The sequence below is a fragment of the Deltaproteobacteria bacterium genome, assembly GCA_016709225.1.
GTDB lineage: Bacteria > Myxococcota_A > Polyangia > Nannocystales > Nannocystaceae > Xiheibacterium > Xiheibacterium phototrophicum.
The window spans coordinates 827,384-853,726 of the sequence record JADJEE010000001.1; the positions used below are offsets into that span (position 1 = coordinate 827,384).

Here is a 26,343-nt window from a genome sequence, read left to right on the forward strand (position 1 = left end):
CATCGCGGCGCGGGCGGCTCTTGGACGTCATGCGACCACGTCCACCAGCGCACCGCCGCGGCGAGCGGAGGCGGAGGGCTCGAGGGGCGCGCCCTTCGAGCGCTGCGGCGCGGCCGTCGTGCCGTGCACGGTCGCGAAGACCTCGCGATCGGATCGGCCGTGGTGGTTCGTGTCGCGCTGCCCCGTGTCGCGCTGGGGCATCGCATCGGCGGCGCCGTCGTGGCGGGTGCGCAGCTCGAGCTCGACGTGCTCGGCTGCGGGCACCGCCTGTCGTGCGGCCGCCAGCAATCCGTCGTGCTCGCCGCGGAACCACTCGAGCGCGGCCGGATCGTCGGCGACCACGCGGATCCGCAGGGCGCCGTCGTCGAGCGCGACGTGGAGCGCGACGCGGCCGAGCGCGGGCGTCTGCACCGAGATGGTTGCGCCGCCCTTGGGTAGCGGCCGCAGGCGATCGACGGCCTCCGCCAGATCTTCGGCGCGTTCGATCGTCAACACCGCGGTGTCGTCGGTGGAGGGCGTGGCGCTCGCGGGTCTCGTCGCCGCCGGCTCCGGCAGTCCGGGCGCCGCGGGCGGGGCGATGGCGGTCGGCGCGGGCGCGGCGGTCGGTTCGGCCGGCGGGGGGTCGCCCGCGGCGGCGTACGACGGCGGCGCGGCGTCGGACGCAGCGACGTCCGACGCCGGTGCGCCGTCGCCCTCGCGCGACGCGGCGGCAGGTTCCCAGCCGGATGTGGCAGGGTTCGTCACGGTCGCCGCGTCCGCGGTGGGCGTGGCGGCGCCGGTGGCCGCGTCGTCGGGTGCCATGGTGGTGGCGGTGGCGGGTCGCGGCCCGTGGATCGCGTCGGGGGGTGCGCTCGCGATCGCAGCGCGGGTGGCGACGCTGTCGCCGACGCCCATGCTCGCGTGGCGATCGCCCTCGAGCACGTCGGGCGAGCCGGCGTCGAGCGTCGCGGCGGTGACGTCGAGCGTCGCGGCGGTGATGTCGAGCGTCGCGGCGGTGACGTCGAGCGTCGCGGCGGTGACGTCGTGCGTCGCGGGCACCGGCGCGGGGGCCTCGGGCGTGCGCAGCTCGGCGGTCGTCGACGACGACGCGTCGCGTTCGTCGTCGCGCTCGGCGTCGTCGCGCAGGCCCGGGCGGCGTGGTTCGTCGTCGTCGCGGTCTGCGGCCGCGTCGTCGGGCGCCACCCGCCCGCGATCCCCGTGCGGCGGATCCTCGACGGTGTGCGGGCGGAGCACGGCCGCGCCGCGCCCGTCGTCACGGTCGTCGCCGCGTGGCGGCGTCGGCTCGCGTCGACGCGCGCGGGCGAGGTGATCGTCGAAGCGTCCGAAGGCCGTGCCGACGCCCGCGCGTGGCTCGGTCGGTGCACCGGCGCCGAGGGCCTCGGGGCCCGGCGGCGGAGGATTGCGTGCGAGCGACGTCTTCATGGTGCGCCCTCCTCGGGGCTCACCTCGGCGGGGGCGTCCCCGGCCGGCGACGCTGCAGGCGGCGGCGCGGCCGGTGGTGCGGCGGCCGGTGGTGCCGCAGCGGGCGCGGTGGGCGGGGCCGTCGGCACGGCGGGCTCGGTGGGGCTCGCAGCGCTGGGTCGGCGCTCGGGCATGTCGGGCGGCACGCCCTCGGCGTCGAGCGCCTGGGGATCGCGGACGAGGTAGCGCTGCCCGATCGCGGCCGCGCGGGCCGGCGGCATGGTGGCGATCAACTTCGCGGCCTTGCGCTTGTCGTTCTGTGCCACCGCCATCAGCAGGTCCTGCGCCTGCGCGTCGGACATCTGCGCGAGCATGGTGGCGGCGGCGGCCGGGGACATCGTCGCGACCAGCGTCGCGAGCTGCTCGACGCGCTCGCGTCGGCGCGTGCGCGCCACCTCGCCCGATCCGAGCAGCTCGTCGATGCGGTGCTCGAGTCCGTCGATCGCCTTCATGCGGCCGTCGAGCTCGGCGACCTCGGCGTCCAGCTCGGCACGCTGCTGCGCGATCGTCAGTCGTTCCTGCTCGCCGCGGTTCGCGGCCGCCGCGATCGCGGCGTCGACCTTCGCTTGGGCAGCGGCCAGGCTGGGGTCGCCGGCGCCAGGCCGCGCGACGTCGCCTCCGTCGCCGTCCTCCGCGAACGCGCCGTCGACGGCTGCGGACTCGGTGTCGGCGATCGCCTCGTCGTCGGCGAGTGCCGCCGCAGGGGCGGCGTCCTCGGGCGGATCGTCGCTGGCGCGCGCGGTCACACCGCAGGCCACCGTCTGGCACAACAACAGCCATCGCAGCGGCGCGGCGATGGGGATGGTGCGGCTCGAACTCATGGCTTCCTCCGGGCGGCGAGCTCGTCGTGCTCGCGTTGCTCGATGCGTCGTCGCAGGGTCGCGCGCTGCTCGAGCGCGCGTTCGAGGGCCTTCTGCGCGCGCTGCCAGGCGCGGCCACGCTCGGCGGTGACGAGCTGTGCGCGCTCGAGCTGCTCGTCGCGCGCGGCCGCACGCACGTGCAGCGCCTCGAGGTTGGCGAGGTCGCACTCGAGCGGCGCGGGCTCGAAGCCGGCGGTGAGGCCGTGGACGAGCGCGTCATTGGCCCCGTCGGCGTCGAGTCGAGCGCGCTCGGCCGCGACGCGGGCAACCGCCGCGTCGGCGCGCGCGCGATCGAAGGCTCGCTCGCGTACGCGCTCGAGCCGACGCAGCTTGGACGCCGGCAGGCTCACGTGAGCCCCTCGAGCAGCTGCTGCAGCCGCGTGGTGGTGTCGTCGAAGGGGGTCGGTGCGCCGGATTCCTGGCGCAGGAACCCCAGCAGCGCCTGCTTGCGGGCCAGCGCGCGGTCGAGCGCGGGGTTGGCCCCCGCCACGTACGCACCGAGCGTCATCAGCTCGTCGGCCTCGGCGAGGTCGGCCAGCACGCGGCGTAGCAGCCCCGCCAGCGCCGCGCGGGGCTTGGGTACCACGGCATCTTGCACGCGCGAGACCGAGGCGAGCACGTCGATGGCGGGGAAGTGCCCGCGCGACGCCAGCGCGCGACTCAACACGATGTGGCCGTCGAGGATCGAGCGCGCCGCGTCGCCCACCGGATCCGACAGATCGTCGCCCTCGACCAGCACGGTGTAGAGCCCCGTGATCGAGCCCCGTGCGAAGCGACCGGCGCGCTCGAGCAGGCGTGGCAGGGTCGCGAACACCGACGGGGTGTAGCCGCGGGTCGCGGGTGGCTCGCCGACCGACAATCCGATCTCGCGCTGGGCCATGGCGAAGCGCGTGAGGCTGTCCATCACCAGCAGGACATCCGCGCCGCGATCGCTGAAGTGCTCGGCGACCGCGGTGGCCGCGAACGCGCCGCGCATGCGCAGCAGCGGCGACTGATCCGAGGTCGCCACCACCGCCACGGTCTTGCGTCGCGCGGCCTTGGTCAGGGTCCGCTCGAGGAACTCACCGACCTCACGACCCCGCTCGCCGATGAGCGCGACCACGGCGACGTCGGCGGTGGTGCCGGTGACGAGATCGGCCAGCAAACGGCTCTTGCCCACGCCCGCGCCGGCCATGATGCCGACGCGCTGGCCGCGACCGAGCGTCAGCGCAGCGTCGATCGCCCGGATGCCGACCGGACACGCGGTGTCGATCAGCCTGCGCGACAGCGGCGGCGGTGGGTCGGCGTAGAGCGGCTGCGGCGTGTGGCTGCCGGTGATCGGGCCCTCGCCGTCGAGCGGCTGGCCGCGGGCATCGACCACGCGACCGAGCAGGCCGTCACCGCACTCGAGCTGGGCGGGCACGCGCAGTCGCAGCAGCGCGTCGCCGATGCCGATGCCGCGCACGTCGCCCAGCGGGATCATCAACACCCGCTCGTCGCGGAGGCCGATGACCTCCGCGGCGACCGCCCGCGCGGCGGTGCGGATCTCGACCAGCTCGCCGACCGCCGCGCCCGCGCAGCTGCCTTCCACCACGAGCCCCGCCACGCCGGTGACGCGGCCCTGCACCGAGAGGCGCAGCGCTTCGCGAAGGCCTGCGGGGTTGCTGGCCGACAGCGACGGCAGCGTCATCCCACGCCGTCCTCGCCCAGCACCAGCGCGCGCGCGCGCTCGAGCCGTGCGGCCCGTGTGCCGTCGATGTTGCCGGTGCGCGCTGCGACCCGCAGGTCGCCCGGGCGCAGGCTCGCGTCGCCGCGCACGACCGCCGCCGGCCAGCGGTTGCGCGCCCAAGCGGCGACCGACTCGTGCAGGGCGGGCTCGACCGTGATGGTCGCGCGCTCGTGGGGGTCGAGCTCGACCAGGGCCTGCTCGAGCAGCGGCTCGAGATCGGGCAGACCGCCGACCAACTCACGCTGCAGTACGGCCTCGGCGATCGCGATCGCGACCGTGGCGAGTTCGTGACGCCAGTGCTCGAGCGCAGCCGGCCGAAGATCGGCGATCGCGTCGAGGCTGCGCTGTGCGAGCTCGGCGAACTCGGCCCGCATGGCCTCGAGCTCACCCGCGATCTCGGCGGCCGCGTCGGCACGGCCCGCAGCCGCAGCCGCCTCGCGCAGCGCCTGCAGCTCGGCCTCGCTCGGCCCCGCCGCCGGCTGGGTCGCCGCCGGCGCGGTGTTGGCTGCGACGCCCGCTATGGTCCACGGGATCGCCGGGCTGCGCTCGATGCGAGCGAAGCTCAGCGCGTTGCCGTCGTTGGCGACCCCCTCGACGCGCGGCGGCTCGTAGCGGGCACGGGTCATCAGACCATCTCCTCACCGCCGGCGCCGGCGATGGTGATCTTGCCGTCGCGCTGCAGACCGAGCGCGATCTCGACGACCGCGCCCTGGGCCTCCTCGACCACCGACAGCTTGACCGGGCCCATGCTGTCGAGATCGTCCATCAGCATCTCGGCGGCGCGGCGACTCATGGCGCCGAGGATGTGCGAGCGCAGCTCCGGCGAGGCGGTCTTGAGCGCCGCGCGCAGCTGCTCGGTCGAGACCTCCTTCAGCACGTTCTGCATGTCGCGGCTCTCGACCTTGAGCAGGTCCTCGAAGGTGAACATCGCGCGCTTGATGGCACCCGCGAGCTCCTCATCGGTGTCGTCGATCGAGGCGATGAGCTTCTCGCCGATCTGGCCCTTGAGCCGCGAGACCAGGTCGGCCGCGCGCTTCATGCCGTCGACGGTCGCGACCTTGGCCTCGCTCACGAGCGCGAGCTCGTCGCGGAGCGCTCGCTCGGCCTCCTGGATGGTGGTGTGGGGGATCGACTCGAGGCTGGCCATGCGGCGCACGACGTCGACCTGGGTGTCCGCGGGCAGGTGTCCCAGCACCGCGGCGGCCTTGTCGACGTCGACGTGGGCCAGCAGCGCCGCGAGCGATTGCGTGTGCTCCTTCGCGAGCAGGCTCGCGAGCGTCTCGGGATCGATGCGGTTGAGCAGGCGCAGGGGCGCCGGCGCCTCGATCTCCTTGGCGAGCAGATCGTCGGCCTTCTCCTGGCCGAGCACGCGGCTGGCGATGCGACGCATGCGGCGGGCACCGGCCGACAGCGCGATGGCGTTGCCGCGGTGCTCGGCGTCGAAGGAGGCGAAGACCATGTCGGCCTGGCTGCGCGAGACCGGCTGCATCGACTCGATGCACTCGGAGAGCTGCCGCACGTTCGACTCGTCGAGGTAGTGCAGCACCGCCGCGGCTTGGTCCTCGCCGAGGCTCAGCAGCAGCACCACGCTCTTCTCGGTTCCGGTCAGGGCTCGTTCGACCACGTGAGGATCTCCGGCGGACGTCAGGCGGGTTGATCGGCGCGCAGCCAGGCGCGGATGATGTCGGCGGTGCGCTCGGGATCGCCGGCGGCGAGCTCGAGCGCGCGCTCGCGGGGGCCGTCGCTGGTGCCCTCGGGGAGTGCGGCCTGGGCTGCACCCGGTGGCAGCGCCGCGCCGCCGGCCTCGGCGCGCACCAGCGCGGCCTCGGCCTCGCTCACGCGCGCGGGCAGCTGCAGCACCTCGTTGGGCACCACGCGCGGGGTCTTGCGTCGGCGCAGGAACAGCACCGCCGCAGCCACCAGCGCCAGCGCGCCGCCGCCGATCGCGGCCCACGTCACCGGCGTGATCGGCTCCGGGGCCGCGGTGCCGCCGGTCGCGGCGCGGTCGCGGAACTGCACGCTGGCGAGCTTGACCCGATCGCCGCGCGCGGCGTTGAAGCCCATCGCGTTCTCGACCACTGCCTGCAGCTCGGCGAGCTCCGCGTCGGTGCGCGCCGTGTACACCGGCTCGCTGCCGTCCTCGGGCGTGGTGTACACGCCGTCGACCAGCACCGCGACGGTGAGGCGCTTGAGCGTCGAGTGGGCGCCGACGGTGTGCACGACGGTGCGGTTGAGCTCGAAGTTGCGGGCCCGCGAGCTGTGGGTCGTGGCCTCGGCGTCGCTCGACGTCGCGGGGCCGGGGCCGCCGACGGCGTTGGCCTGCGCACCGGCGACGCCAGCCGCCTGGGCGCCCGCGCTGCGATCGACCGACTCCTGCACGGACTCGGTGCGCAGCGCCGGCTGCTCGGGATCGAAGGTCTCTTCGGTGGTGTCGGTGTGTGAGAAGTCGAGTTCGGCCGCGACCGTCACCTCGACCCCGCCGGCGCCCACGGTGCGCTCGAGCAGTCGCATGATGCGTCGCTCGAGGTCGCGCTCGAGATCGATCTCGTGGTCGAGCGCGGCCTCGCTGGCCGCGTCGGCGCCGGCCTTGCTGAGCAGCGCACCATCGGTGGTGACCACCGTGACGTCGCTGGCCTCGAGGCCTTCGACCGCGGCCGCGACCAGGTGTCGGATCGCGCCGACCTGCCGGTCGCCGAGCTCACGGCCGGCGCGCAGCTCGACCGTCACCGACGCGGTCGCGGGGGCGCGCTCCTGCTCGAAGACCACGCGGTCGGGCTGGGTGATGTGCACCCGGACGCTGGCGATGGGGTCGAGCGCCGCAATGGTGCGCTCGAGCTCGCCCTGCAGCGCGCGGCGGTAGTTGACCTTCTGGGCGAACTCGGTGACGCCGAAGCTCTGGTTGGCGAAGAACTCGAAGCCGATGTTGCCGGACTTGGGCAGGTCCTGCTCGGCCAGCATGAGGCGCGCACGGTCGACGTCGGTGCTGGCGACCTCGATCATCGTGCCGCCGGCGTCGAGCGAGTAGGGCACCTTCGCGGCGTCGAGCGCGGCCACGACCGCGGCGGCGTCCTTGGGATCGAGCCCGGAGAACAACACGCGCTTGGGCGCGCCGCCGGTGATCGCGACGATCCCCGCGGCCACCAGCCCGAGCACGACGACTGCCATCAGGCCCGCACGCGCGCGGCCGCCGAGCTTGCCCCACAGCTCGCGGATCTGGCTCAGTGCCTTGGTCAGCGGCTCCATGACGCGCGATTAGCCCCCGGTCGACTGCATGATCTGTTGATAGGCGTCGAGCACCTTGTTGCGCACCGACACCGCGACCTTGAGCACCAGGTCGGCCTTCTCCATCGACACCATCGCTTCATGGATGTCGACCTCGCCGGTGACCAGGCCGTCGGCGGTGCGATCGGCATCGCTGGCCGATTGCTCGACATCGGCGATCGCCGCGCGCAGGCGGGTGGCGAAGTCGATGCCGTCGCCGCCCTGGGCCTCGCGCTCGGGTGGCAGGACGCCGAGATCGGATCCGAGTCCGGCGATCTTCATCGGCCGATCCTCAGCGCCTGGTCGGCCATCGAGCGTACGGTCTGCAGCACCGTGGTGCCGGCCTCGTAGGCTCGCGCGGCGCCCATGAGGTTGACCATCTCGGAGATGGGATTGACGTTTGGCATCGCGACGTAGCCGGCAGCGTCGGCGTCGGGATGGCCGGGGTCGTAGACCAGCATCGGCTCGTCGTTGCTCTCGACGATGTCGCGCACGCGCACGCCCATCGCGTCCTCTTCGCCCATCGCGCTGGCGAAGGCGTCGCCGAAGTCGTTGCGGGTGGTCGCCTCGAGCACCACGTCGCGGCGCCGGTACGGTGTGCCGTCCTCGCTGCGGGTGGTCGACTTGTTGGCGAGGTTCATCGCCGCGACGTTCATGCGGGTGCGCTGCGCGGACATGCCGGCAGCGGTGAGGTCCATGGTCTTGAACAGCGTCATTGCGGTTCCTTTCAGCCGCGCCCGTCGGTGGCGGCGTAGCGCAGCAGCCCGATGCGCCGCGACAGCACCTCGGCGAGCGAGCGGTAGCGCAGGGTGTTGTCGTCGAGGTGCGCGACCTGGGCCTCGAGCGAGACGGAGTTGCCGTCTTGATCGGGGACCTCGTCGTCGCGCTGGAGCGCGCGGGTCTGGTACTGCAGGCGGCCGTCGACGCCCTCCGGGGTCACCGTGCGGTCGAAGCGCTCGCTCAGCTCGAGGTCCTTGGCGCGGTAGCCCGGCGTGTCGAGGTTCGCGAGGTTGCCCGCGAGCACGCGGTTGCGCTGGGTCAGGAAGCGCAGGTGCTCCGACAGGCGGTCGAGGCCGGGCAGCGTGGTGCGGCCGATGGCGATGTCGCGTCGCTCGCTCATGGCGCCTCCTGCAGGCCGATGACGGCGATCAGCGCGGCCGCGGCGTCGTCGAGGCGGACCTCGTGCATGCGGGCCTTGGCCAGCGACGACCAGCGCGTACCGTGGCCGGCGACGTCGGCGAAGATCCGCATGGCGTCGGCGCGGTGGCGCTCACCCAGCTCGGCGACGCCGAGGTGGTAGGCGAGGCGATCGCGCTCGACGGGATCGCGGCTGCGCGCCGCGAGCTCCCGCAGCAGCGGCTCGGCCTCGGCGTGTCGACCCGCCCGCACCAGCGCGACCGCCAACGCGTGGCGGTGGCGCGAGGCCGTCACGGGGTCGGCCGAGATCGCTGGGGCCCCGGTCTCGACGTGCTGCGGATCGCTGCGCATCGCCGACAACACGTGCACGATCTGAGCCGGAGTTCCCCACGCGAGCACGAGCTCGATGTCGATGGCATCGATGGCGCGGGGCAGCGCCGCACCACTGGCGTGCTTTCGGTACCGCGCCAGCAAGGAGCGGCCCGCCGCGAGCCCATGTCGCTCGGCGTGGGCGATCGCGATCGCGGCGATCGTGCCCGGCAGGCTCGGCACGTCGGGGTGGGCCGCGACGTCGAACTCGACCGCCTCGTTGGCGCGGTCGAGGTCGTCGAGCATGCGGTAGGCGTGGGCGAGGCGCGCGACGATGTCGGCCTCGGCGTTGGCGGTGGGGTGCTCGCGCAGCCGTTGCTTGAGCAGGGGCAGCGCGACGTCGAACAGCCCCAGGCGCTCGTGCGCGGCCGCGACGGCGTCGACGACCGCATCGCCGGCGACCAGCTGGCCGACGCGCTCGGACCACGCAGCCCAGTGGATCGCGCTGGTGCGCGGGTCACCGCGCAGCATCGGCGCCGCCATCGTCAGCTCGACGAGCTGCTGCCGCATCGACTCGGCCGGGCCTTGCCACGCCGGCGGAAGCTCTGCCGGCGTCGGCATGCGACCGAACGCGCCCGGGATGTCGCCGAGCTCGTGCAGCACCATGGTCGCGCGCAGTCGAGCGAAGGCGTCGAACTCGGTGCCGTCGACGGCCGCCTGGGCGACGTCGACCTGTGTGCGGCTGGGCTCGCCCTCGCCGGTGATGGCCTCGAGCTGCAGCACGTCGAGCCGCGCCAGCGCGGCGCCGACCGAGCGCGGGTGGGTCCGTGCAACCCCGCGCAGCCGCGCCATCGCCTCGTTGACGTGGCCGCTGGTGATGAACAGCTCGGCCACGCGCAGCGCCGCGAGGTCGGCCAGCGCCGGCACCTCGGTGAGCCGCTCCCAGCGGATCATCGCCTGCGAGAGGTCACCCGCCGCCGTCACGCGCTCGGCCTCCTGCCACACCTCGAGCTCGGCGCCGAGCGCCGCGGGCTCGGGCAGCGGCCGACGCAGTGCGTCTGCGAGCTCGCGCAGGCGGGTCTCCTCCGAGGCGAGCCCGAAGGCGATCGTCAGCTTGCCGTCGTGGGGGCCATGGGCGAAGCGCACCACGCCGCTGGCGTGCACGACTCGCAGCCGCGCGCGCTCGCCCTCGTGATCGAGGGTGCCGACGAATGCCGGGTCGAGCGTGAAGGCGGCCTCGCGCAGGGTCGCACCCGAGGTCGCGGCCAGCAGCTCGAAGCCGACATCGCCCGGCAGGCGGCGCAGCTCCCACTGGGCGATCGCCGCCAGCGGCAGCTCGAGGAGGAACTGACGCTGGACGCCGAACACCGTGGGGGCAGCGGCGGCGGGGGCCGTCCGCGCACGGCGGTGTCGACGAACGGTGGGCTTGTCGTTCCCGCCGCGACCACCCGCGGCGGCCGGCGCAGCGCCGGCGGACGACGGCAACGACAGCTCGCTGGCCAGCCACAGCAGCGAAGCGATGAGGGCTCGCGGGCGCACGCGGATCGCTGTTCAAGCAACCTGCGTGCCGGCGGCGATGCGACTAGCCCGTCGGATCGCTGGCGGTGCCGCCATCGCCACGGCGTTGACGCTTGCGCAGCTTCTCGACCAACGTGGTGCGGTTCAGCCCCAGCAGCATCGAGGCCTGGTTCTTGTTGCCGCCGGTGCGGGCCAGCGCCTGATCGATGAGGTTGTTCTCGAACGACTCCACGGCGCGGCGCAGATCGAGGCCCTCCTCGGGCAGCAGGAAATCCTCCGGCGACGCGAGCACGCGTGGACGCGGGGGCAACAGCGGCACCGGCAGGTTGTCGTGACTCTCGGCCGCCAGCGCCGTGGCGCTCGGATCCTCGAGCGCGCTACGCGGGCGCACGCCGCTGCTGGCGGCCTCGGGCATGCGGAGCTCGGGGGCCGGCGGCGCCGGCTCGAGCTCCGCGGCGGTCACGGCGATGAGCTCGCGCCGCGCGTCGCGCTGCATCTTCGGCGGCAGATCGGCGATGGTCAGCACGCCGTTGCCCGAGTGCAGCAAGGTCATGCGCTCGATGGTGTTCTCGAGCTCGCGCACGTTGCCGGGCCAGCCATACCGCGTCATCGCGTCCATGGCCTCCTCGTTCACGCCCGTGACCCGTGAGCCACGGCGCTTGCTCTGCAGATCGAGGAAGTGTCGGATGAGCAGCGGCAGATCGGTACGGCGCTCACGCAGCGGCGGCAGGTGCAGCGGGATGAGGTTGAGGCGGTAGAAGAGGTCCTCGCGGAAGGTGCCTTCGTCGGCCATCTTCTCGAGGTTCTTGTTGGTCGCGGCGACGATGCGTACGTCGCACTTGCGCGGCCGCGTCTCACCGACCGGCACGTACTCCTGCTCCTGTAGGACGCGCAGGAACTTCACCTGCACCGCCAAGGACATCTCGCCGATCTCGTCGAGGAACAGCGTGCCACCGTCGGCGACCGCGAAGCGACCCTCACGGGACGAACTCGCGCCCGAGAACGCGCCCTTGGCGTGGCCGAACAGCTCGCTCTCGATCAGTGTCTCGGGGATCGCCCCGCAGTTGACCGGCACGAAGGGCTTGTTCGCACGCTGCGACGCGTCGTGCAGCGCACGGGCGATGAGTTCCTTGCCCGTGCCGCTCTCGCCGAGCACCAGCACCGTGCAGTCGGTGTGGGCGATGCGCTCGAGCACCAGGAACACCTCGCGCAGCGGCGTGGCCTCGCCGATCAGATCGGGTGCGTAGCGATCGCGCCACTGCAGCCGAGGGTCGCGGTCGCCGGTGGCACCGGGCGCGCGCGCCCCGAGCACGCGCCGCACGAGGTCGTGCAGCTGCGTGAGCTCGAACGGCTTGACCAGGAAGTCGCTCGCGCCCAGGCGGATCGCCTCCACCGCATGGGAGATGGTGCCCTCCGCCGACATCATGATGCAGTCGCGGGAGTAGCCCGAATCGCGCGCGCGCTTGAGGACCTCCATGCCGTCGAGGTCGTCCATGCGCAGATCGAGCAGCACCAGATCGAACGCGGTCGCAGCCAGCTTGGCCAGCGCCTCGGTGCCGCCGCCGGCGGTCTGACAGGCGCAGCCCAGCGCCCCCAGGTAGTTGGCGAGCAGTGTCCGATGTGCCTCGTGATCGTCCACGATCAGCACCGAAGCGCCGCGCAAGACCGTGTCCGCTGCGAGTCCCATGGTTCGGTACTATTCGATGGCGGCGCGGGGGGGTCAATGGTCTGACGCCGCCTTTCGAAGGGCCTCTTGTGGGCCGCAGGTGACCTCGGGCCCCGCCTGATGCAGTGCGCACCGAGGCGTCGCGCTGTCCGTGATCGCGCGCGCCGTCCTCAGCCCAGCGCGCCCGAGCTGCCGACATCGATCGGACCGCTCGAGCTGCCGACATCGATCGGACCGCTGGAGCTGCCGACATCGATCGGACCGCCCGAGCTGCCGACATCGGTGCCGCCCGAGCTGCCCGCGCCCGCATCGGTACCGCTGCTCGGATCGGCGCCGCTGCTCCCGGTGCCGCCATCGCTCGAGCCGGCGTCGCTGCTCGCGGCGTCGCTGCTGGTCGCCGTGTCGGGCATGGTGCCGCCGGCGCTCACGTCCGCACCCGCGGTCGCGCTGCCGCGTCCGGGGCCACCCGTGCTGGTGCTCGCGTCGGTGCCGGTGTCGAGCTCCGCTGTCGTCGTCCCGTCGCTGGGCGCCGATCCCGAGGAACCGCCACCGTCCGAGGTCGCGGCGGTGGTGCCGTCGGTGTCGACCGCGACGTCGGGCTGCACGCACGTCACCGCGACGCACTGCTGGCTGGGCGCGCAGTCCGAGTCGCGCAGGCACTGAGCCGAGCGGCACGCGGGCGCGCTCGTCACCAGCGCGAGCGAGAAGGCCAGGAGTCCTCGACGTCGCATCAGAAGTTCACCCGCATCCCCAGGCTCGCGTTGAATTGGCCGAGCGCCGCGTTGGGCATCAGGTCGCTGCCCCACACATAGGCCCCGCCGGTGAACTCCGCCAGCAGGCCGACGCGCCGATGCAGTGCGACCATGAGGCCACCGCCGGCCTGCACCCCCAACAGCGTGTACGGCACCACGAACAGCGGCATCGCGACCACGCCGTAGGCACGGACACGCTTGCCGGGCAGTCGCGCGCGCAGCTTGGGCGCGATGCCGAAGCCGATGCGGCCGTCGATCTCGAGCATCAGCGTCGGCGCGAGCTCGAGCCACGGCAGCTGGGGATGCACCAGGCCGACCTCCGCCTGCAGGAAGGTCGGCGATCGGCGCGCAAAGGTCTTGCCGCCGCTGCCCGCCAAGCTGATGCCGGTGCCCGCCAGCACGCTGGCGCTCACCTCGAGTCGTTCGGCGGTGGCCAGGCCGGGCAGGGCACCGCCGCACAGCACCGTCGCGAGCATCGTCGCGATCACGCGGACCTCCGCAGCGGCTCGACCCGCCCGGCCCGCAGCGCGCGGACGATCGCGACGTGGTGGAAGCGCACGCGATCGGCGGGCGCCGCCGCGAGCTTCGCGAAGAACGCGTCCTCCCACGCAGTACGGCGCGTGAACACCACGCTCCCGTCGGTGCGGAACACCTGGGTTCGCACCGCGCACTGCGGCGCACCGAGATCCTCGGTCTGTACGTGCAGCCGGACGCCGTCGTGATCGATCTCTTCGTTGATGCCGGTGCGGGGGCCCTCGTGGGCCACCGGCGAGGGGCGCCACAGCTCGCGTGCCAGCGTGTCGATGTCGTGCGCGAAGCTGCTGTTGGGCTCGCCGACGCAGACCGGGCGCCCGGCACGGATGGATCGCGCGACCGCGGGGTCATCGGACAGCGAAGCCGTCAGCCGCACGCCGCGGCCGAGGAAGCGGCCCGCGAGATCGTGCAGCAGGTTCGTGATGCGGCGCGCCTCGCTGGGCAGGCTGCGGTTGACCACCAGGGAGGTCGGCCGCAGCGTCAGGCCGCTGGCGGCGGCGGTCGGCGGCGTGACGGTGGCGCCGGCCTTGCGCGCCGCGGCATCGCGCTGCTCCTGCTCGCGCAGACTCGCCGTCTTGATGAAGGAGAAGCAGTTCTGGAGGCTGGTCGACTCCGACGTCGTGACGCAGACGCCGACGTCGGCGGCGAGATAGAGGTCCAGCGTGTTGAAGCTGGTGCCGGCGCCCAGATCGACCACCACGAGGTCGCACGGCAGCATCCGCAGGTGGCGGATCAGCTTCTGCTTCTGTGCGTGGGCGGGGTTGGCCGCGCCGAGGGCGTCGCCATCGCCGGCGACCAGCGTCAGGTTTGGGATCGCCGTTGGGCCCGCGAGGTCCTCGAGGCGAGTGATCTCTCGTCCGAAGAACGCCGAGAGCGTGGCGGTCGGGCGCTCGCAGCCGAGCAGGGTGTCGAGATTGGCGCCGCCGAGATCGCCGTCGACCAGCACGACGCGTCGCCCCTGCAGCGCCATGCTGACCGCGACGTTGGCCGCGACGACGCTCTTGCCGACCCCGCCCTTACCGCCACCGAACGCCCATACGCGCGGCCGCGGGCCGCCGCGCGAGGGACCAACGCCGCCCCCCGACGCGACGTCGTCCGCACCGGGGTCCGGGGTCTTCTGCGACGGTGCCATGACGACGGCGGTCACGTGTGCCGAGACAATGAGCAAGTCCGGTGCCACGTGGGGTCGCGCGGCAGGTGCGTTTCGGGACGCACGATGCGGCTCAACCGGAGTGACCCGCGGCCGATGACGACTCGCAAGAGGGACGGTTCATCCGATGAGTCACGCACCGCGCATCCTGGTCGTCGACGCCGACATTTCGTACGTGTCGCGCCTGCAGGTGGAAGCGACCACCGCTGGCGCCGCTCAGCTGATCCATGCCGCACCGGCGGCCGTCGAAGGAGTGCTCGCCGGCGCGCCGATCGATGCCGCGGTGATCGACCTCGACGCCGAGGACGACGCCAACGCCGACGTGGTCGGCGACATCGAGCGACGCTTCGATGGTGTGCCCGTGATCGGCGTGACCTCGCGGGCCGACGACGCTCGCATCGCGAGCGCCTGCCACCTGGGTGTCAGTGCCATCCTCGCGAAGCCGTTCGATCTGACGTCGCTGCTGGCGATGCTGCGCATGCCAGCGTCCGACGCCGGCTTCAACGGCACCTGCGGCGCGGTACCGACCGCTCAGCTGTTGACGCTACACTGCAGCGCCGGCCACGACGGTGTGCTCCACCTCCGCGTCGCGGCGACCGCGAATCGGCCCGAGCGCCGCGGCAGCGTCTTCCTCGAGGGCGGACAGCCGGTCCACGCCACCGCCGGTGGTCTCGTGGGCGCCGACGCGGTGCAGGCGATGCTCACCTGGCCCGACGCGGAGGCGACGTGGATCAGCGGGGTCGTGCGATCCGCCCGCACCATCATCGGTCGCTGGGAGGGCCTGCTCGCCGGCAATGCGCCGCGCAGTCACGACGCCGCCGAGGTCGATCGCATGGTCGCGGTCGCCCACCCGGAGGTGGTCGAGAAGCTCGCTCGACTGGCGCAGACGCCCGACGTGCTGGGTGCGTTCCTGCTGCGCCACGCCGAGGTCGTGGCCGGTCGCTGCGTGCCGTCGCTCGACGAGCAGCTCGCCGGTCGCGCGCTGTGCCGCCTCGCGCACGTGTTCTTCGACGTCGAGGCCCAGCCCAACGCGGGCGCGCAGGGTGAGATCCAAGCCGTGGTCGGTGACGTGCGACTCGTGCTCGATCGCATCGGCCCGCTGGCGGCCGGCTTCCAGGTCGGCGTCGTCGTGCGTCAGGCTGCACCGGTGTGCAAGAGCCTGCGCCGGCTGCTGCGGCAGATCGACAGCGCCTTCGCGCGCGTCACCAACGTGCAGGAGCCGCCACGCCGCGAGGACGCGCGGCCGCCCCACGCCGGTCGTCCGCGCGTGCCCGCCGTCGCCTGAGCGTCGCGGCCGCCCGCTAGCGGCGGCACAGCGCGCGCTCGCGGCTCACGACCGCGGGGTCGCGGTCGATCTCGGCGAGGTCGCAGTGCACCGTCGGTACGAACGGGTTGTTGCGGATGACCCGCTCGGCCGCGGCCGCAGCGGCCTCGAGGTCGCCCGCCCGCAGCAGCGCGCGGGTCTGCGCGGCCGCGAGGTTGGCGTCGTCGGGTGCGTCCTCGGCCGCGATCGTCAGCAGCGGCACGGCATCCGCGAAGCGCTCCAGCTCGACGTAGAGCTGACCGAGTCGCCGTGACAGCGCCGGGTCCTTGCGCGCGCGGACATCGGCCTTGCGGGCCTTCTCGTACTGCAGCGCGGCCGCCTCGAGATGCTTGCGCTCTTGCAGCAGCGCTCCCAGTCGCGCGTGCTGCCGCGCCTCACCTCCGCCGAGCGCCGAGAACACGTCGCCGAGCTCGGGCGTCGCCTCCTCGCCGTCGCCGAACTTCGGCACGCTCAGCTTGCCGTCGCGGCTCTTGGCGGTGCGGGTCTTGGTGACGCGCTTCCACTCGGCGTAGAAATCCTCGAAGTCCTCGCCCCAAGCAGTCGCCAGCGCGGTCTTGGCGTCGTCGCCCGCCTCGACGCGATCCAGCAGCGCCGCGATGCCGGCGGCCCCCCGGCGCTCGCGGAGCAGGCCCAGCATGGTCTCCACCTCGGCGTACGCAAGCGCGGCCAGCTCGGCGCTGGGCAGCATCGCGACCGAGGGATACATCTCCTCGAGCGTCACCAGGTCGTCGCGGACGATGGCCTGGTGGAGGCGATAGGCGAGCGCGGGATCGAGGGGCTCGGAATCGGTGCGACGCCAGCGGGTCTCGTACAGCTTCGCGAGCCCCTCCTGCAGCCACACCGGCGCGAGGTTGCCGGTGCGTAGCGTGAGCAGGTAGTGCACGTACTCGTGCACCGCAGTGTCGAGCCAGCCGTAGCCGTGGACCATCACGCGCGGCGTGATCATCACGACGCGGCGGTGCTTGGTCACGCCGACGGTGCCGGTCGTGCGGATGTTGGCGACCGTCAGCGGTGTCACCATCGCGAGCTTCACCGGATCGTCGAGGAACTCGAAGCGCACGGTGTGATCGGGCACGACCCCGAGCTCGCGGCCGAGCACCTCGCGGGCCTGTGCCATCGCGGCAAACAGGTAGGGTGCCAGCATCGCGTCCTTCTCGTGGGCGAACACCGCCTGCACCGCACCGTCGTCGCTGGTCACGGTGATCGATGCGGCGAGCGCCTTCTGGGCCCCCCGCGCCAGTGCGAGGTAGTGCCGCGCCTCCTCCGAAAGCGCGTCGCTGCCGTCCAGCGAGCCGGTCGCGACGGCGTCGGCGATGAGCGCCTCGGCCTCGGCGTACCGCCCCTCGTAGATCGCGACCACGCCGGCCTTCACCGACCTCGCGGGGCTCTCTTCGGCGTCTGCGAGGGCCCGCTTGGCGCCGGGCACGTCCCACCGCGACAGCGCGACGTCGACCTCGCCGAGCGCATCGTCGGCGCGCGCGGTGTTGTTGCCGAGCGGCGCGAGCAGCAGCAGCGTCAGCGAAGCCGCGGTCCGGAGCCATCGCAGGGGGCGGTTCATCGCAGCAGCTCCTCGTAGTAGCGGCGCACGGGGTCGACGAAACCCGGTGGGGCGTCCTCGCGCATCGCGTCCATCAGCTCGTCGCGCAGCGAGCGGTCGCGATCGGCCTCGGTCGACGCGTCGCCGCTGGCGCCCGCGGGGGGTGGCGGCGAGCCCTGCCGCAGGCTGTCGATGGCCTCTTGGATGCCTTGCCAGGCCTGCGACTGACCACCGATCGCATCGCGCGGGACCGTACGATCGAGCGCGCGCTCGCTGCGGTTCATGCCACCGTCGGCGCGTCGCATGCCCGCGCGCCCCGCCGGCGGCAGCAGGTCGCCGAGCGGCCCCGACAGCAGCTCACTGGCGCGCTTGCGTAGTCCGTTCTGCCGCTGCTCGAGCTCGTCGAACTGCTGGCGCGACGTCTCGGGCAGCACCTCGCCGGGCGACGGCAGCGCCCCGCCGAGACGCTCGCGCAGAGCCTCGGCGCGGGCTTGTGCGCGCTCGAGCGCCTTGCCTTCGGCTTCACGACGCTCCGCACCCGAGAGCGCGCGCTCGATGCCGTCTTGCGCGGCGTCGGCCGCTTCGGCCAGATCGAGCGCCTTGGCGTCCTCGCGCTCGGCGAGCTGCTCGAGCCGATCGAGCGCCGCGCGGGCATCGTCGAGCCCGCGGCGGGCATCGCGTCCGAGTCGGGCATCGTTGATGGCCTCGAGCTGCTCCCGCAGCGCCTTCGCTTTCTCGCCGGCGGCCTGCGCCCGGTCGGCGCCGGCCTCACGGCCCGCGACCTGCTCACGCCACTGTCGCTGCAGCTCGCTGGTCGAGGCCCGGAGCGAGCCCTCTTCGTCCTGCAGCCGCCCGAGCTCGCGCAACAGCGCGATGCGCTGCCGCTCGGCTTCCGAGAGCGGGTTGGCGGCGCCGCCTTCACCGGCCTGTTGCTGCACCTCGTCGCGCATGCGCGAGACCTCGTCGAGCTCGCCGCGGGCCCGCTCGAGGGCGCGGTCGATCTCGCCGCGCTGGAGCATCGCCTGCAGCTCCTCGTCGGCCGCCATGCGCTCGAGGATCTCGAACGCGTCGACGTTCATGAACTCCTCGCCCATCTCCTCGCGCAGCTGCGCGCGGATCTCCGACAGCTTGCGGAGGTCCTCGCGACGGCGCTGCTCGAGCTGCTCGATCTGCGAACGCACGCTCTCGTCACCGGCCTTGAGCGCCTCCAGCAGCTCCACCAGCTTGCGCTGGGTCGCCTCGAGTCGGGCGGCGAGGGCCTCCAGCTGCTCGATCAGCATGCCGTCGACGAGGTCGTCGAGCCGGATGATCTCGTCCTCGAACGCGGTCTGGATGCGCGCGTCGACCGGCCGCATGCGCAGCAGCACCGCGGCCGCCACGGCAGGCTCGGCGAACTCGGTGCCCGGCGCCAGCTCGGCCTGCAGCTTGCCTTCGGCCTTGTGCTCGGCCAGCAGCCGGCGATGGATCCCCGCCAACGCCTCGGCGTCCCCGTCCTGCGTGAGCGCATCGAGCGACAGCGCATCGACCGTCGCGGCCATGCGTGCCAGCAGCTCCTCGACGTGCAAGTGCAGCGCGCGCGCCATGCCGGCCCGGGTCGCGGTCGTCGCCGCGGCCGTGTCCGAGAACGCAGTCGACAACATGCGTTCGGCAAGCACGTCGACCGCGGCGTCGCGAAGCTCGCGGAGGCTCGCGATGTTCTCGGCGTGCTCGGCCTGCTCGTCCTCGACCGACAGCCTCAGGGTCGCCGAGCGCGTGCGCTTGCCAGGTGGGTCGGGCAGGGGATCGAGGCCGAGCCCGGGATCGTTGTCGATCGCCTCGAGCCAGTAGAGCACCTCGCTGCGCGCGTCGATGGGGATGCTCGCGATGTCCCAGTCGGTGTGATCCCGCCAGCTGCGCGGGGCCCCGGCGGGCTGCTGCCGCGGCAGGCGGTGTGTGCTGCCGTCCGGCAGCTGGTACACCAGCTCGACCCCCGCGAGGCCGAAGTCGTCGCGCGCGTGCCAGCGCACCGTCACCCGCGCGTCGTCGCCCACCACGTGCTCCCCCGCGGGCGGCGGCGAGACCTCGAGCTCGGGCGCCCGATCGGGCTCGATCTCGACGGGCAGCGCCGCCGATCGGTGCTCCGCGCCGTCGTCGACGAGCACCACCGTCCAGCTGCCGGCACCCCGCGCCGTGAAGCTGGCCCGCCAGCTGCCGTCGGCGTCCGGCTCGATCGCAACTCGCTCCACCGGTGGCGCGTTGCTGAGCTCCGTCGGATCGTAGGCCACGACGACGGTGCCTTCGCGCGCAGCCACGCGGGGCAGCAGCTGGATGTCCACGCGGGTGCCGGCTGGCACCCGCAGCGCGCCGCTGGGGTTGGGAATCGTCCGCGGCGGCCGCGACGTGTGCTCCGGGTACGTCAGGCCCAGGGTCAACGAAGACCACACCGGCTCCGGTGGCGGCGGCGGGCGGCCGTCGGTCCGCGCCCACAGCAGCGGCCACCCGGTCATGAACGCATCGGTGCGACCGAGGCCCGCGGCGGCGGCCATGAGCACCACCGCCGCGAACACGAGGCCGCGCCAGCGCATGGGGCGGACGGCCCGCGCCGGGCCGACGCCGCGCTGCTCGATGCGAGCCTCCACCTCCTCGACGTAGCGGTCGCGCAGCCGCGGGGAGCCCACCCGACCACGCCCTTCGCGGAGGTCCAGCGCACCGATGATCTCGTGGCGGAGTCGGCGGTCGCCGGCGTCGAGCCCGGCGGCAAGGGGGCCGACGCCCTGGGCGATCTCGACGGCCACGTCCCGCAACGTCCGCGCGCGCCGGTGGGCGGCGCGCGCCGCCTGGATGGCCAGCGCCAGTCCCGTCGCGCCGATCGCCGCCCCCAGGGCCTGGGCGGCCAGGTCGCCACGGAGGCTGAGGCCGGCTCCGATGGCGGCCGCCAGCGCGAGGGCGATGGCGGCGAGCAGCCCCGCAACGCCCGCTTCGAGCGCGGCCCGGCGCCAGATCGCCCGACGCGCCGCGCGGAGCAGACCCTCGAGGATGCGCCCACGACTCAAGATTGCACACCTGGACGGAACAGGGGCTGCACAGCGGGCCTCGGTCGAAGGTATAACCGGCGAGCGCAGCCCCGTCATGGGCGATTTCCGCGGCCGGGAAGCACGGTCGCGAGAGCCCCGACGGCCCCGTTGCTGAATAGGCGGCTTCTCGTGCCGTCAGAGGACGGATCTTTCGTGGAGCTCACCGACGCCGACGACCACCAGTTGGTCGAAGCCTGCAAGGGCGGGGATCGGCGAGCCTTCCAGGCGCTCTACGAGCGCTACGAGCGCAAGGTCTTCGCCGTCGCCTATGGATTCCTTCGCAACCAGGAAGATGCGCTCGACGTGGTGCAAGAGGCCTTCATCAAGGTCCACCGCTACCTGCCCAACTTCGAAGGGCAGTCGAGCTTCTACACCTGGCTGTACCGCATCGTCGCCAACCTCTGCATCGACCACATCCGTCGCAATACCCGGAAGAAGGACGTGGAGTTCGACGACAAGCTCCGCCACGACGGAGAGCAGGACACGTCGCCCGCCGAAGCGCTGCCTGCCTCCATCATGGCCAATCCAGGTGAGGCCGTAGAGAACAAGGAGATACTCGCCGCCGTCGAAGACAGCCTGAAGTACCTCAGCGACAAGCACCGGGCGGTGATCGTGATGCGAGAACTCCAGGGGCTGTCGTACGCCGACATGGCGAAGGCCATGAACTGCTCCAAGGGCACCATCATGAGCCGCCTCTTCCACGCGCGACGCAACATGCAGAAGCTGCTCCGCCAGCGCCTCGAACACCTGCCCGAGCCCACCGACGAAGGCGTCGGAGACCTCCCACCCGAAGCCGAAGCTGCACTGCCATGATGGACGAAACCGAACTCCCGGGGAACGCCGCCCGCCTCCAGGCGTACTTCGATGGCGAGCTCGACGGCCCCGAGGCCGCCGAGATGGCGGCTGCCGTCGAGCGCGACGCCGAGCTCCGCGGTCACATCGCGGCGATGGGCACGATGCGAAACCTCGTCAACCGCAGCTTGGAGATGCGGGCGCTCGAGGTCCCGCGTGCGCGCTTCGAGCAGATCTGGGACGAGATCGATCGCGAGATCGAGCGGGACGCCCGCGGCGCCAAGACTCCCGCCGCGGCGCCGGCGTCGTTCTGGGCCCGCATGGCGGCCGTGTTGAAGCCCTTCCGCATGCCGTTGCTCGCAGCGGCGGGGGCCGCCGCGGTCGCAGTGGTGGCTCTGAACTGGGGTGGCGCGCCGAAGGTGAATCAAGCGCCCGAGGTGGCGTCATTGCCGGAGCCTTCGGTACCGGGGCCAGCGACCCCAGCTCCCCACGCCGAGGCACCGCTGCTGGCCGAGAAGCCGCAGGGGGCACCGCCGCCCACCGGCGCCGGTGCATCCGAGCTGCCCGCGCCCCGTCCGGCCGATGCCGAGATCCACGGCATCGAGTTCGGCGGCAAGCAAGGCCGGATCTCGCACACCGGCACGGTCACGGTCCTCTACGTCGAAGAGGACGAATCGCAGAAGAGTGAGCGCTCGCTATGACGCACCGCAGAAACCATCCTCGCCTGCTCGCCTCGATGCTCGCTGGGCTGATCGCAGCACCCCTCGCCCTCGGCGCGGTGGTACTGACGCCGGCGACCGCCGAGGCAGCGGTCGCCAAGGCCACCTGCGACACCAAGCTGGTGTTGCTGACCAAGGAGGGCTCGGGCGTGATCCCGAAGGAGCTCGAGGCGCTGCGCTCGACCCTGCAGGAGGACGAGTTCGCGGTGTACAAGGGCTTCCATCTCTTGGAGGGCAAGGCGCTCAAGCTGAGCCTCGACACCAAGTCGGAGTCGACCTTCTCCAGCGGTCATCGGCTCGGCTTGACGCTGCTCGGTGGCGACGAGACCCGGTTGAAGCTGCACGCGGATCTTTCCAACCGTGACGCGACGAAGTCGCTGCTGTCGACTGACTACAGCATCGAAGACAACGGCTTGCTGATGATCGGCGCCGGCTCGTACACGGATGGCGGTCGCAGCGGCAAGCTCTTCTTCGCAATCCAGTGCGGACGCGCGAGCTGAGTTCCGACCTCCGGACCTCCAAAGGACGGGGCGATGCCGCGGTGGCGGGGTCGCCCCGTTCTCGCGTTCAAGGGTCGCGGACGGCGCCCGCAGCGGTCGCGGGGACTTTCAGGGGCCGCCCGGCCGTCGATTGGAGTCGGGTGTCGCCGGGCAGTAGGCTACCCTAGGCGAGCGCGAAGGCACGTCATGCGGCGATCTCCGGCTCCGAAGCCACCGTCGCGCACCTGGGTGTGGCTGGTGTCGGCCCTCGCGGTGTGGCTGGTGGCGCTCGTCATCGTCGCGGTGTCGTCGCCGTGGTGGGGGCGCGATCTAGTCCGCGAGCAAGTCGAAGCGAAGATCGCGAAGCGCCTCGACCTGCCGGTTGCGATCGCGTCGATCGACCTGGGGCTGGAGCAGGTCGTGCTGCACGACGTCGTCATCGGCGAGGCCGATGCGCCGCTCGTGCGTCTCGATCTCGTCGAGGTCGGCCTCGACGCCTCGGCGTGGTGGGACGCGCGCGTGGTCGTGCAAAGGGTGGCCGTGCGGGGTGGTCGCGTGGATGGCAGCCGGGCGCAGCTCGAGGAGCTGGCCTCGCGGGTCCGGAGCGAGCGGAGCGGTGATGGGGCTGGTGGGTCCGGGCGGCTTCGGCTGTCGCCGTCGCACGTCACACTCGACGAGCTCTGGCTGGTGGTCGGCGACGAACAGCCCGATGCGCGTGTACGCCACCTGGAGTCACGCGTCTCCGCGGACCTCGATCCCCACGCGCTGGCGGCCGACGTCACCCTGGCGGACCTCCGCGTCGAGCTGCGCGACCAACCGCTGGTGACGGCGGCGAAGCTGCACGCGCAGCTCGAGGCCACCCGCAGCGACGATGGGCTGATGCTGCAGTTTCCGTTGCGGGTCGATCTCTCGGACTTCGGCAGCGCTGTCACCGACGAGATCGCCGTCGCCGACGTGGATGGCTGGGTCGAGCTCTCGGATCGCCACGCCAGCGAGATCACGGTGGCGCTCGATGGCGGGTTCAGCGATCGCGGCGACCACAGCGGCGACGGTCCCCGCCTGTGGTCGGTCGGCGGCAGCGTGCGTCGGGATCTGTCCGCCGGCCGTCTGCGCGTCGACATGGCGGAGTTCGAGCTCGGCCGAGTGCCCGAGGTGCTGCGTCGACTGCCGTTGGTCGACTCGGCCCGCGCGAGTGTGGGTGGTCACCTCGCGGTCGCGTTCGGCGGCGGTGTCGCGCGGGTCGAAGGCGACGTGTCGCTGGCCGGGTTGACCGTCGACCACCCGGTGCTCGCGAAGGAGCCTGTGCGGGACATCGGCGTCGACGTCGAGTTCGCCGCCGAGCTCGACCCTCAGGCGTATCGGGTCCGCCTCGAGCGCGCGACCATCGAGCGCTCCGGCATTCGCATGGAGGTCGAGGGCGAGCTGCAGCATCCGCCAGAGCGCCGACACCGACGCTACCGCCTGCACGCCACGATTCCGCCGGTGCCGTGTCAGAACGTGCTCGATGCGATCCCGCCGCAGCTGATCCCGAGTCTGCAGGGCTTCCTCCTCGACGGAGAGTTCGAGCTCGACTTCGACTTCGACGCCGACTTCGCCGATCTCGACCGGCTCGTGCTCGCGGCCGACGTGGGCATCGACCATTGCGAGGTGCGGCAGGCCCCCGCCGACGCGTCGCCCGAGCGCCTCGCGGGGGGCTTCACCCATCGCGTGACCATGCGCGACGGTCGTCAACGCACGGTGCAGCTGTTCGCCCACTCGGGGTCCTTCACCCCGCTGCAGCAGATCTCGCCGTACATGGTCAAAGCCGTCCTGACCACCGAGGACGGCGGCTTCTGGCGTCACAAGGGCTTCCTGCCGTCGCAGTTCCGCACCGCGATGCAGCGCAACTTCGCGGCCGACGAGGTTCGCCTCGGCGCATCGACGATCACGATGCAGATGGTGAAGAACGTGCTGCTGTCGCACCAGCGCACGCTGTCGCGCAAGCTCCAGGAGCTGTTCCTCACCTGGTACGTGGAGCGCACGCTCAGCAAGGAGCGGATCATGGAGATCTATCTCAACGTGATCGAGTTCGGGCCGGGCATCTACGGGGTCACGAGGGCCGCGCGTCACTACTTCGGCAAGTACCCCGACGAACTCACGCCCCCCGAGGCGGCCTACCTCGCGTTGATGTTGCCGAGCCCCGTGCGGCGTCACGTCAGCTGGTGCCGCGGCGCGCCGACCCCGTCGATGCAGGTCAAGCTCGCGCGCATCCTCTCGATCATGCACGAGCGGGGTCGCCTCGACGACGTCGAGTACGAGCTGTGGCGGGAGGTCCCGCTCGAGTTCGATGTCGGCGAACGCGGCAGCGAGGGTGCGTGCCTGGCAGAGATCGACGCCTTGATGTCGGCGCAGGGCGGCCAGCGTGCGCTCAGCGGGCTGATGGCGGGTGCCCCGACGACGGCGACGACGCTCGACGACGAAGTCGCGGAGGTCGATGCCGAGGCGATGCGCGAGCTGGAGCTGCGACGCGCGAGCGAGCGCGAGGGCGCCCAGGTCGAGGAGGGTGACGCGCCGGGTCGGCCCGCGATGGACGACGGCGCGGACGGCGAGACATGGTGACGTGGTGCATGCTCGCGGTGCTCGCCGCCGCGGCACCGGCGGGCACCCGCGCCGCCAGCGATCCGCGCGTGCGGGCGCGCATGGGCGGCGAGCACGTCATCGACGCCGCGGATGCGCTGCGGCCTCCATCGAAGCGACGCGTGCACGGGAGCGCACGGCTGTCGCTGGGGTTCGGCTTCGTGGCCGACGACCCGATCGCGAAGATCGAGCCGGCGGTGGCGCTCGACCTGCGTGCGATCGCACCGGTCAAGATCGCCTTCGCGGCCCCGCTGCGGCTGCGCATGGCCGATCGCGCCCCCGCGGATCGCGGCGTGCTGCGGTTGCGCGACTGGGACGAGGTCGGTGACTACTTCGCGGTGCTGCGCAGCCTCGAGGTGCGCCTCGATCGACCACTGGCGCGCCGGGCCAACGCGCACGTGGAGCTCACGCTGGGGGAGCAGCGCGACGTGACGCTCGGGCACGGCAGCCTGGTGCGGGGGTGGGCCAATGGTCTCGACCTCGACCGCCGGAGGACCGGCCTGCTGGGGACCTTCGGCTTGCGCGGCACACTGCTGGGCCAACCGGCCCACAGCAGCGTGGAGGTGCTCGCCGGCGACGTGGCCGGCTCGCAGATCCTCGGCGGGCGCGTGGCCGCGTCGTGGGCCGGTGCGGGCATCGGCGCGACCGTGGTCGGCGACCCGACCGCGCCGCGTCTGCTCGCCGTCGACGCCGCGGATCCGATCGCCTACGTGTCCGCACGCGGCAATCGGCTGCAGACGTCGGGGGCACGCGGCATCGCGGCGGGGTCGATCGAGTTCGAGTACCTGGCGACCGATCGCTGGCGTTGGCGCGCGGGGCCGTACCTCGACCTCGATCAGATCGGCGACATCGGACGCGGCCTCCACCTCGGAGCGACCGCGCAGGGGCGGCTCGGTGCGCGCCGTCAGTGGACCCTGGGGGCCACCACCGAGCTCACCGCGGGAACGCGGGGCTACGATCCCGCGTACTACGACGTGTTCTACGGCGCACAGCGCTGGTCGGCGCCCATGCTCGGCACCCGCGCGGGTGTGCCCGACGATGCCGCCGATCCGCGCGCGCCGAAGCCGAGCTGGTTGCGGGACCATGTGCCCGCCGGCGTCGGCGGCATGGGTCGCCTGCACGTGGGCCACACCGCCGGCGCCACCGCTTCGTTCGAGTACCGCATGCGGCCGGGGCCGCTGGGACACACCGCGACGCTGGTGGTGGGCGTCGACGTGCCGCAGGTGGCGGTGTTCGCCCGCTTCGCCCATCGCGGCACGCACCACGGCTTCGAGCCGCGCGCCGCCGGCACGCTCGCGCAGCTCGAGCTGCGGGTGCCGGTGCTGCGCTGGATCGACGTCGAGATCGCGGCCGGCTGGACCTTCGCGATCCGCAGCGATCCGCGCCTCGCATCGGCACGCGGCGTGCTGCCCAGCGGCGCCGGTCTCGTGCTCGCCGGCGTGGGGGGCCGGGTTCCGTGGTAGCGCG

General features: G+C 72.7%; 23 protein-coding genes. 6 read left to right on the top strand and 17 right to left on the bottom strand.

The genetic code is table 11. The features are described from left to right. Window positions 1-27 precede the first annotated feature (27 nt). The 15 genes from IPH07_03510 to IPH07_03580 all read right to left on the bottom strand — a co-directional run bounded on the left by IPH07_03510 (window position 28) and on the right by IPH07_03580 (window position 14,353). A complete protein-coding gene (locus IPH07_03510; protein ID MBK6916448.1) occupies window positions 28-1,422 on the bottom strand; it encodes a flagellar hook-length control protein FliK in 1,395 nt (464 codons plus the stop codon). After that, a complete protein-coding gene (locus tag IPH07_03515; protein ID MBK6916449.1) occupies window positions 1,419-2,282 on the bottom strand; it encodes a hypothetical protein in 864 nt (287 codons plus the stop codon). The genes IPH07_03510 and IPH07_03515 overlap by 4 nt, the downstream gene beginning before the upstream one ends. Then, window positions 2,279-2,671, bottom strand: a complete 393-nt coding sequence (locus tag IPH07_03520; protein MBK6916450.1) for a hypothetical protein — start codon at window positions 2,669-2,671, stop codon at window positions 2,279-2,281. Before IPH07_03520 ends, IPH07_03515 begins: the two co-directional genes overlap by 4 nt. Further along, window positions 2,668-3,990, bottom strand: a complete 1,323-nt coding sequence (locus IPH07_03525) for a FliI/YscN family ATPase (protein MBK6916451.1) — start codon at window positions 3,988-3,990, stop codon at window positions 2,668-2,670. The genes IPH07_03520 and IPH07_03525 overlap by 4 nt, the downstream gene beginning before the upstream one ends. After that, window positions 3,987-4,655 carry a hypothetical protein gene (locus IPH07_03530; protein MBK6916452.1) on the bottom strand — a complete coding sequence of 223 codons (669 nt, stop codon included), beginning with the start codon at window positions 4,653-4,655 and terminating at the stop codon, window positions 3,987-3,989. The genes IPH07_03525 and IPH07_03530 overlap by 4 nt, the downstream gene beginning before the upstream one ends. Further along, complete coding sequence (fliG, locus tag IPH07_03535) at window positions 4,655-5,653, bottom strand: flagellar motor switch protein FliG (protein MBK6916453.1); 999 nt, start codon at window positions 5,651-5,653, stop codon at window positions 4,655-4,657. The genes IPH07_03530 and fliG overlap by 1 nt, the downstream gene beginning before the upstream one ends. A 20-nt stretch (window positions 5,654-5,673) precedes the next feature. After that, on the bottom strand, window positions 5,674-7,272 hold the full coding sequence (fliF, locus tag IPH07_03540) for a flagellar M-ring protein FliF (GenBank protein ID MBK6916454.1): 1,599 nt from the start codon (window positions 7,270-7,272) through the stop codon (window positions 5,674-5,676). A gap of 9 nt (window positions 7,273-7,281) precedes the next feature. Then, complete coding sequence (fliE, locus tag IPH07_03545) at window positions 7,282-7,572, bottom strand: flagellar hook-basal body complex protein FliE (protein MBK6916455.1); 291 nt, start codon at window positions 7,570-7,572, stop codon at window positions 7,282-7,284. After that, on the bottom strand, window positions 7,569-8,006 hold the full coding sequence (gene flgC / locus IPH07_03550; protein MBK6916456.1) for a flagellar basal body rod protein FlgC: 438 nt from the start codon (window positions 8,004-8,006) through the stop codon (window positions 7,569-7,571). Before flgC ends, fliE begins: the two co-directional genes overlap by 4 nt. Window positions 8,007-8,017: 11 nt before the next feature. Further along, window positions 8,018-8,410, bottom strand: a complete 393-nt coding sequence (locus IPH07_03555) for a hypothetical protein (protein MBK6916457.1) — start codon at window positions 8,408-8,410, stop codon at window positions 8,018-8,020. Further along, entirely contained in the window at window positions 8,407-10,275 is a 1,869-nt protein-coding gene (locus IPH07_03560; GenBank protein MBK6916458.1) for a hypothetical protein, read from the bottom strand. The genes IPH07_03555 and IPH07_03560 overlap by 4 nt, the downstream gene beginning before the upstream one ends. 43 nt (window positions 10,276-10,318) lie before the next feature. Further along, on the bottom strand, window positions 10,319-11,941 hold the full coding sequence (locus tag IPH07_03565; GenBank protein ID MBK6916459.1) for a sigma-54-dependent Fis family transcriptional regulator: 1,623 nt from the start codon (window positions 11,939-11,941) through the stop codon (window positions 10,319-10,321). Between the two features lie 149 nt (window positions 11,942-12,090). Further along, window positions 12,091-12,651, bottom strand: a complete 561-nt coding sequence (locus IPH07_03570; protein MBK6916460.1) for a hypothetical protein — start codon at window positions 12,649-12,651, stop codon at window positions 12,091-12,093. Beyond that, window positions 12,651-13,160 (bottom strand): hypothetical protein, encoded by a 510-nt coding sequence (locus tag IPH07_03575; protein MBK6916461.1) that lies wholly within the window; start codon window positions 13,158-13,160, stop codon window positions 12,651-12,653. Before IPH07_03575 ends, IPH07_03570 begins: the two co-directional genes overlap by 1 nt. Beyond that, complete coding sequence (locus tag IPH07_03580) at window positions 13,157-14,353, bottom strand: P-loop NTPase (GenBank protein ID MBK6916462.1); 1,197 nt, start codon at window positions 14,351-14,353, stop codon at window positions 13,157-13,159. The genes IPH07_03575 and IPH07_03580 overlap by 4 nt, the downstream gene beginning before the upstream one ends. Before the next feature lie 130 nt (window positions 14,354-14,483). Here IPH07_03580 and IPH07_03585 point away from each other — a divergent pair, with 130 nt between their 5' ends. Next, entirely contained in the window at window positions 14,484-15,641 is a 1,158-nt protein-coding gene (locus IPH07_03585; GenBank protein ID MBK6916463.1) for a hypothetical protein, read from the top strand. Window positions 15,642-15,657: 16 nt separating this feature from the next. Here IPH07_03585 and IPH07_03590 read toward each other — a convergent pair whose 3' ends face one another. Together IPH07_03590 and IPH07_03595 are read right to left on the bottom strand one after the other, a co-directional pair. Further along, on the bottom strand, window positions 15,658-17,238 hold the full coding sequence (locus IPH07_03590) for a hypothetical protein (GenBank protein MBK6916464.1): 1,581 nt from the start codon (window positions 17,236-17,238) through the stop codon (window positions 15,658-15,660). Further along, window positions 17,235-18,755 carry a hypothetical protein gene (locus IPH07_03595; protein ID MBK6916465.1) on the bottom strand — a complete coding sequence of 507 codons (1,521 nt, stop codon included), beginning with the start codon at window positions 18,753-18,755 and terminating at the stop codon, window positions 17,235-17,237. Before IPH07_03595 ends, IPH07_03590 begins: the two co-directional genes overlap by 4 nt. On the opposite strand from IPH07_03595, the gene IPH07_03600 reads away from it, so the two are divergent. From IPH07_03600 to IPH07_03620, 5 genes are all read left to right on the top strand, one after another. Then, complete coding sequence (locus tag IPH07_03600; GenBank protein ID MBK6916466.1) at window positions 18,678-21,083, top strand: sigma-70 family RNA polymerase sigma factor; 2,406 nt, start codon at window positions 18,678-18,680, stop codon at window positions 21,081-21,083. The two genes, IPH07_03595 and IPH07_03600, sit on opposite strands and share 78 nt — an antisense overlap. Then, complete coding sequence (locus IPH07_03605; protein MBK6916467.1) at window positions 21,080-21,763, top strand: hypothetical protein; 684 nt, start codon at window positions 21,080-21,082, stop codon at window positions 21,761-21,763. The genes IPH07_03600 and IPH07_03605 overlap by 4 nt, the downstream gene beginning before the upstream one ends. After that, complete coding sequence (locus IPH07_03610) at window positions 21,760-22,281, top strand: hypothetical protein (GenBank protein MBK6916468.1); 522 nt, start codon at window positions 21,760-21,762, stop codon at window positions 22,279-22,281. The genes IPH07_03605 and IPH07_03610 overlap by 4 nt, the downstream gene beginning before the upstream one ends. Before the next feature lie 186 nt (window positions 22,282-22,467). Beyond that, on the top strand, window positions 22,468-24,858 hold the full coding sequence (locus IPH07_03615; GenBank protein MBK6916469.1) for a transglycosylase domain-containing protein: 2,391 nt from the start codon (window positions 22,468-22,470) through the stop codon (window positions 24,856-24,858). After that, the gene (locus tag IPH07_03620) at window positions 24,852-26,339 is read left to right on the top strand and encodes a hypothetical protein (GenBank protein ID MBK6916470.1); all 1,488 of its coding nucleotides are present in this window, start codon (window positions 24,852-24,854) and stop codon (window positions 26,337-26,339) included. Before IPH07_03615 ends, IPH07_03620 begins: the two co-directional genes overlap by 7 nt. Window positions 26,340-26,343 lie beyond the last annotated feature (4 nt).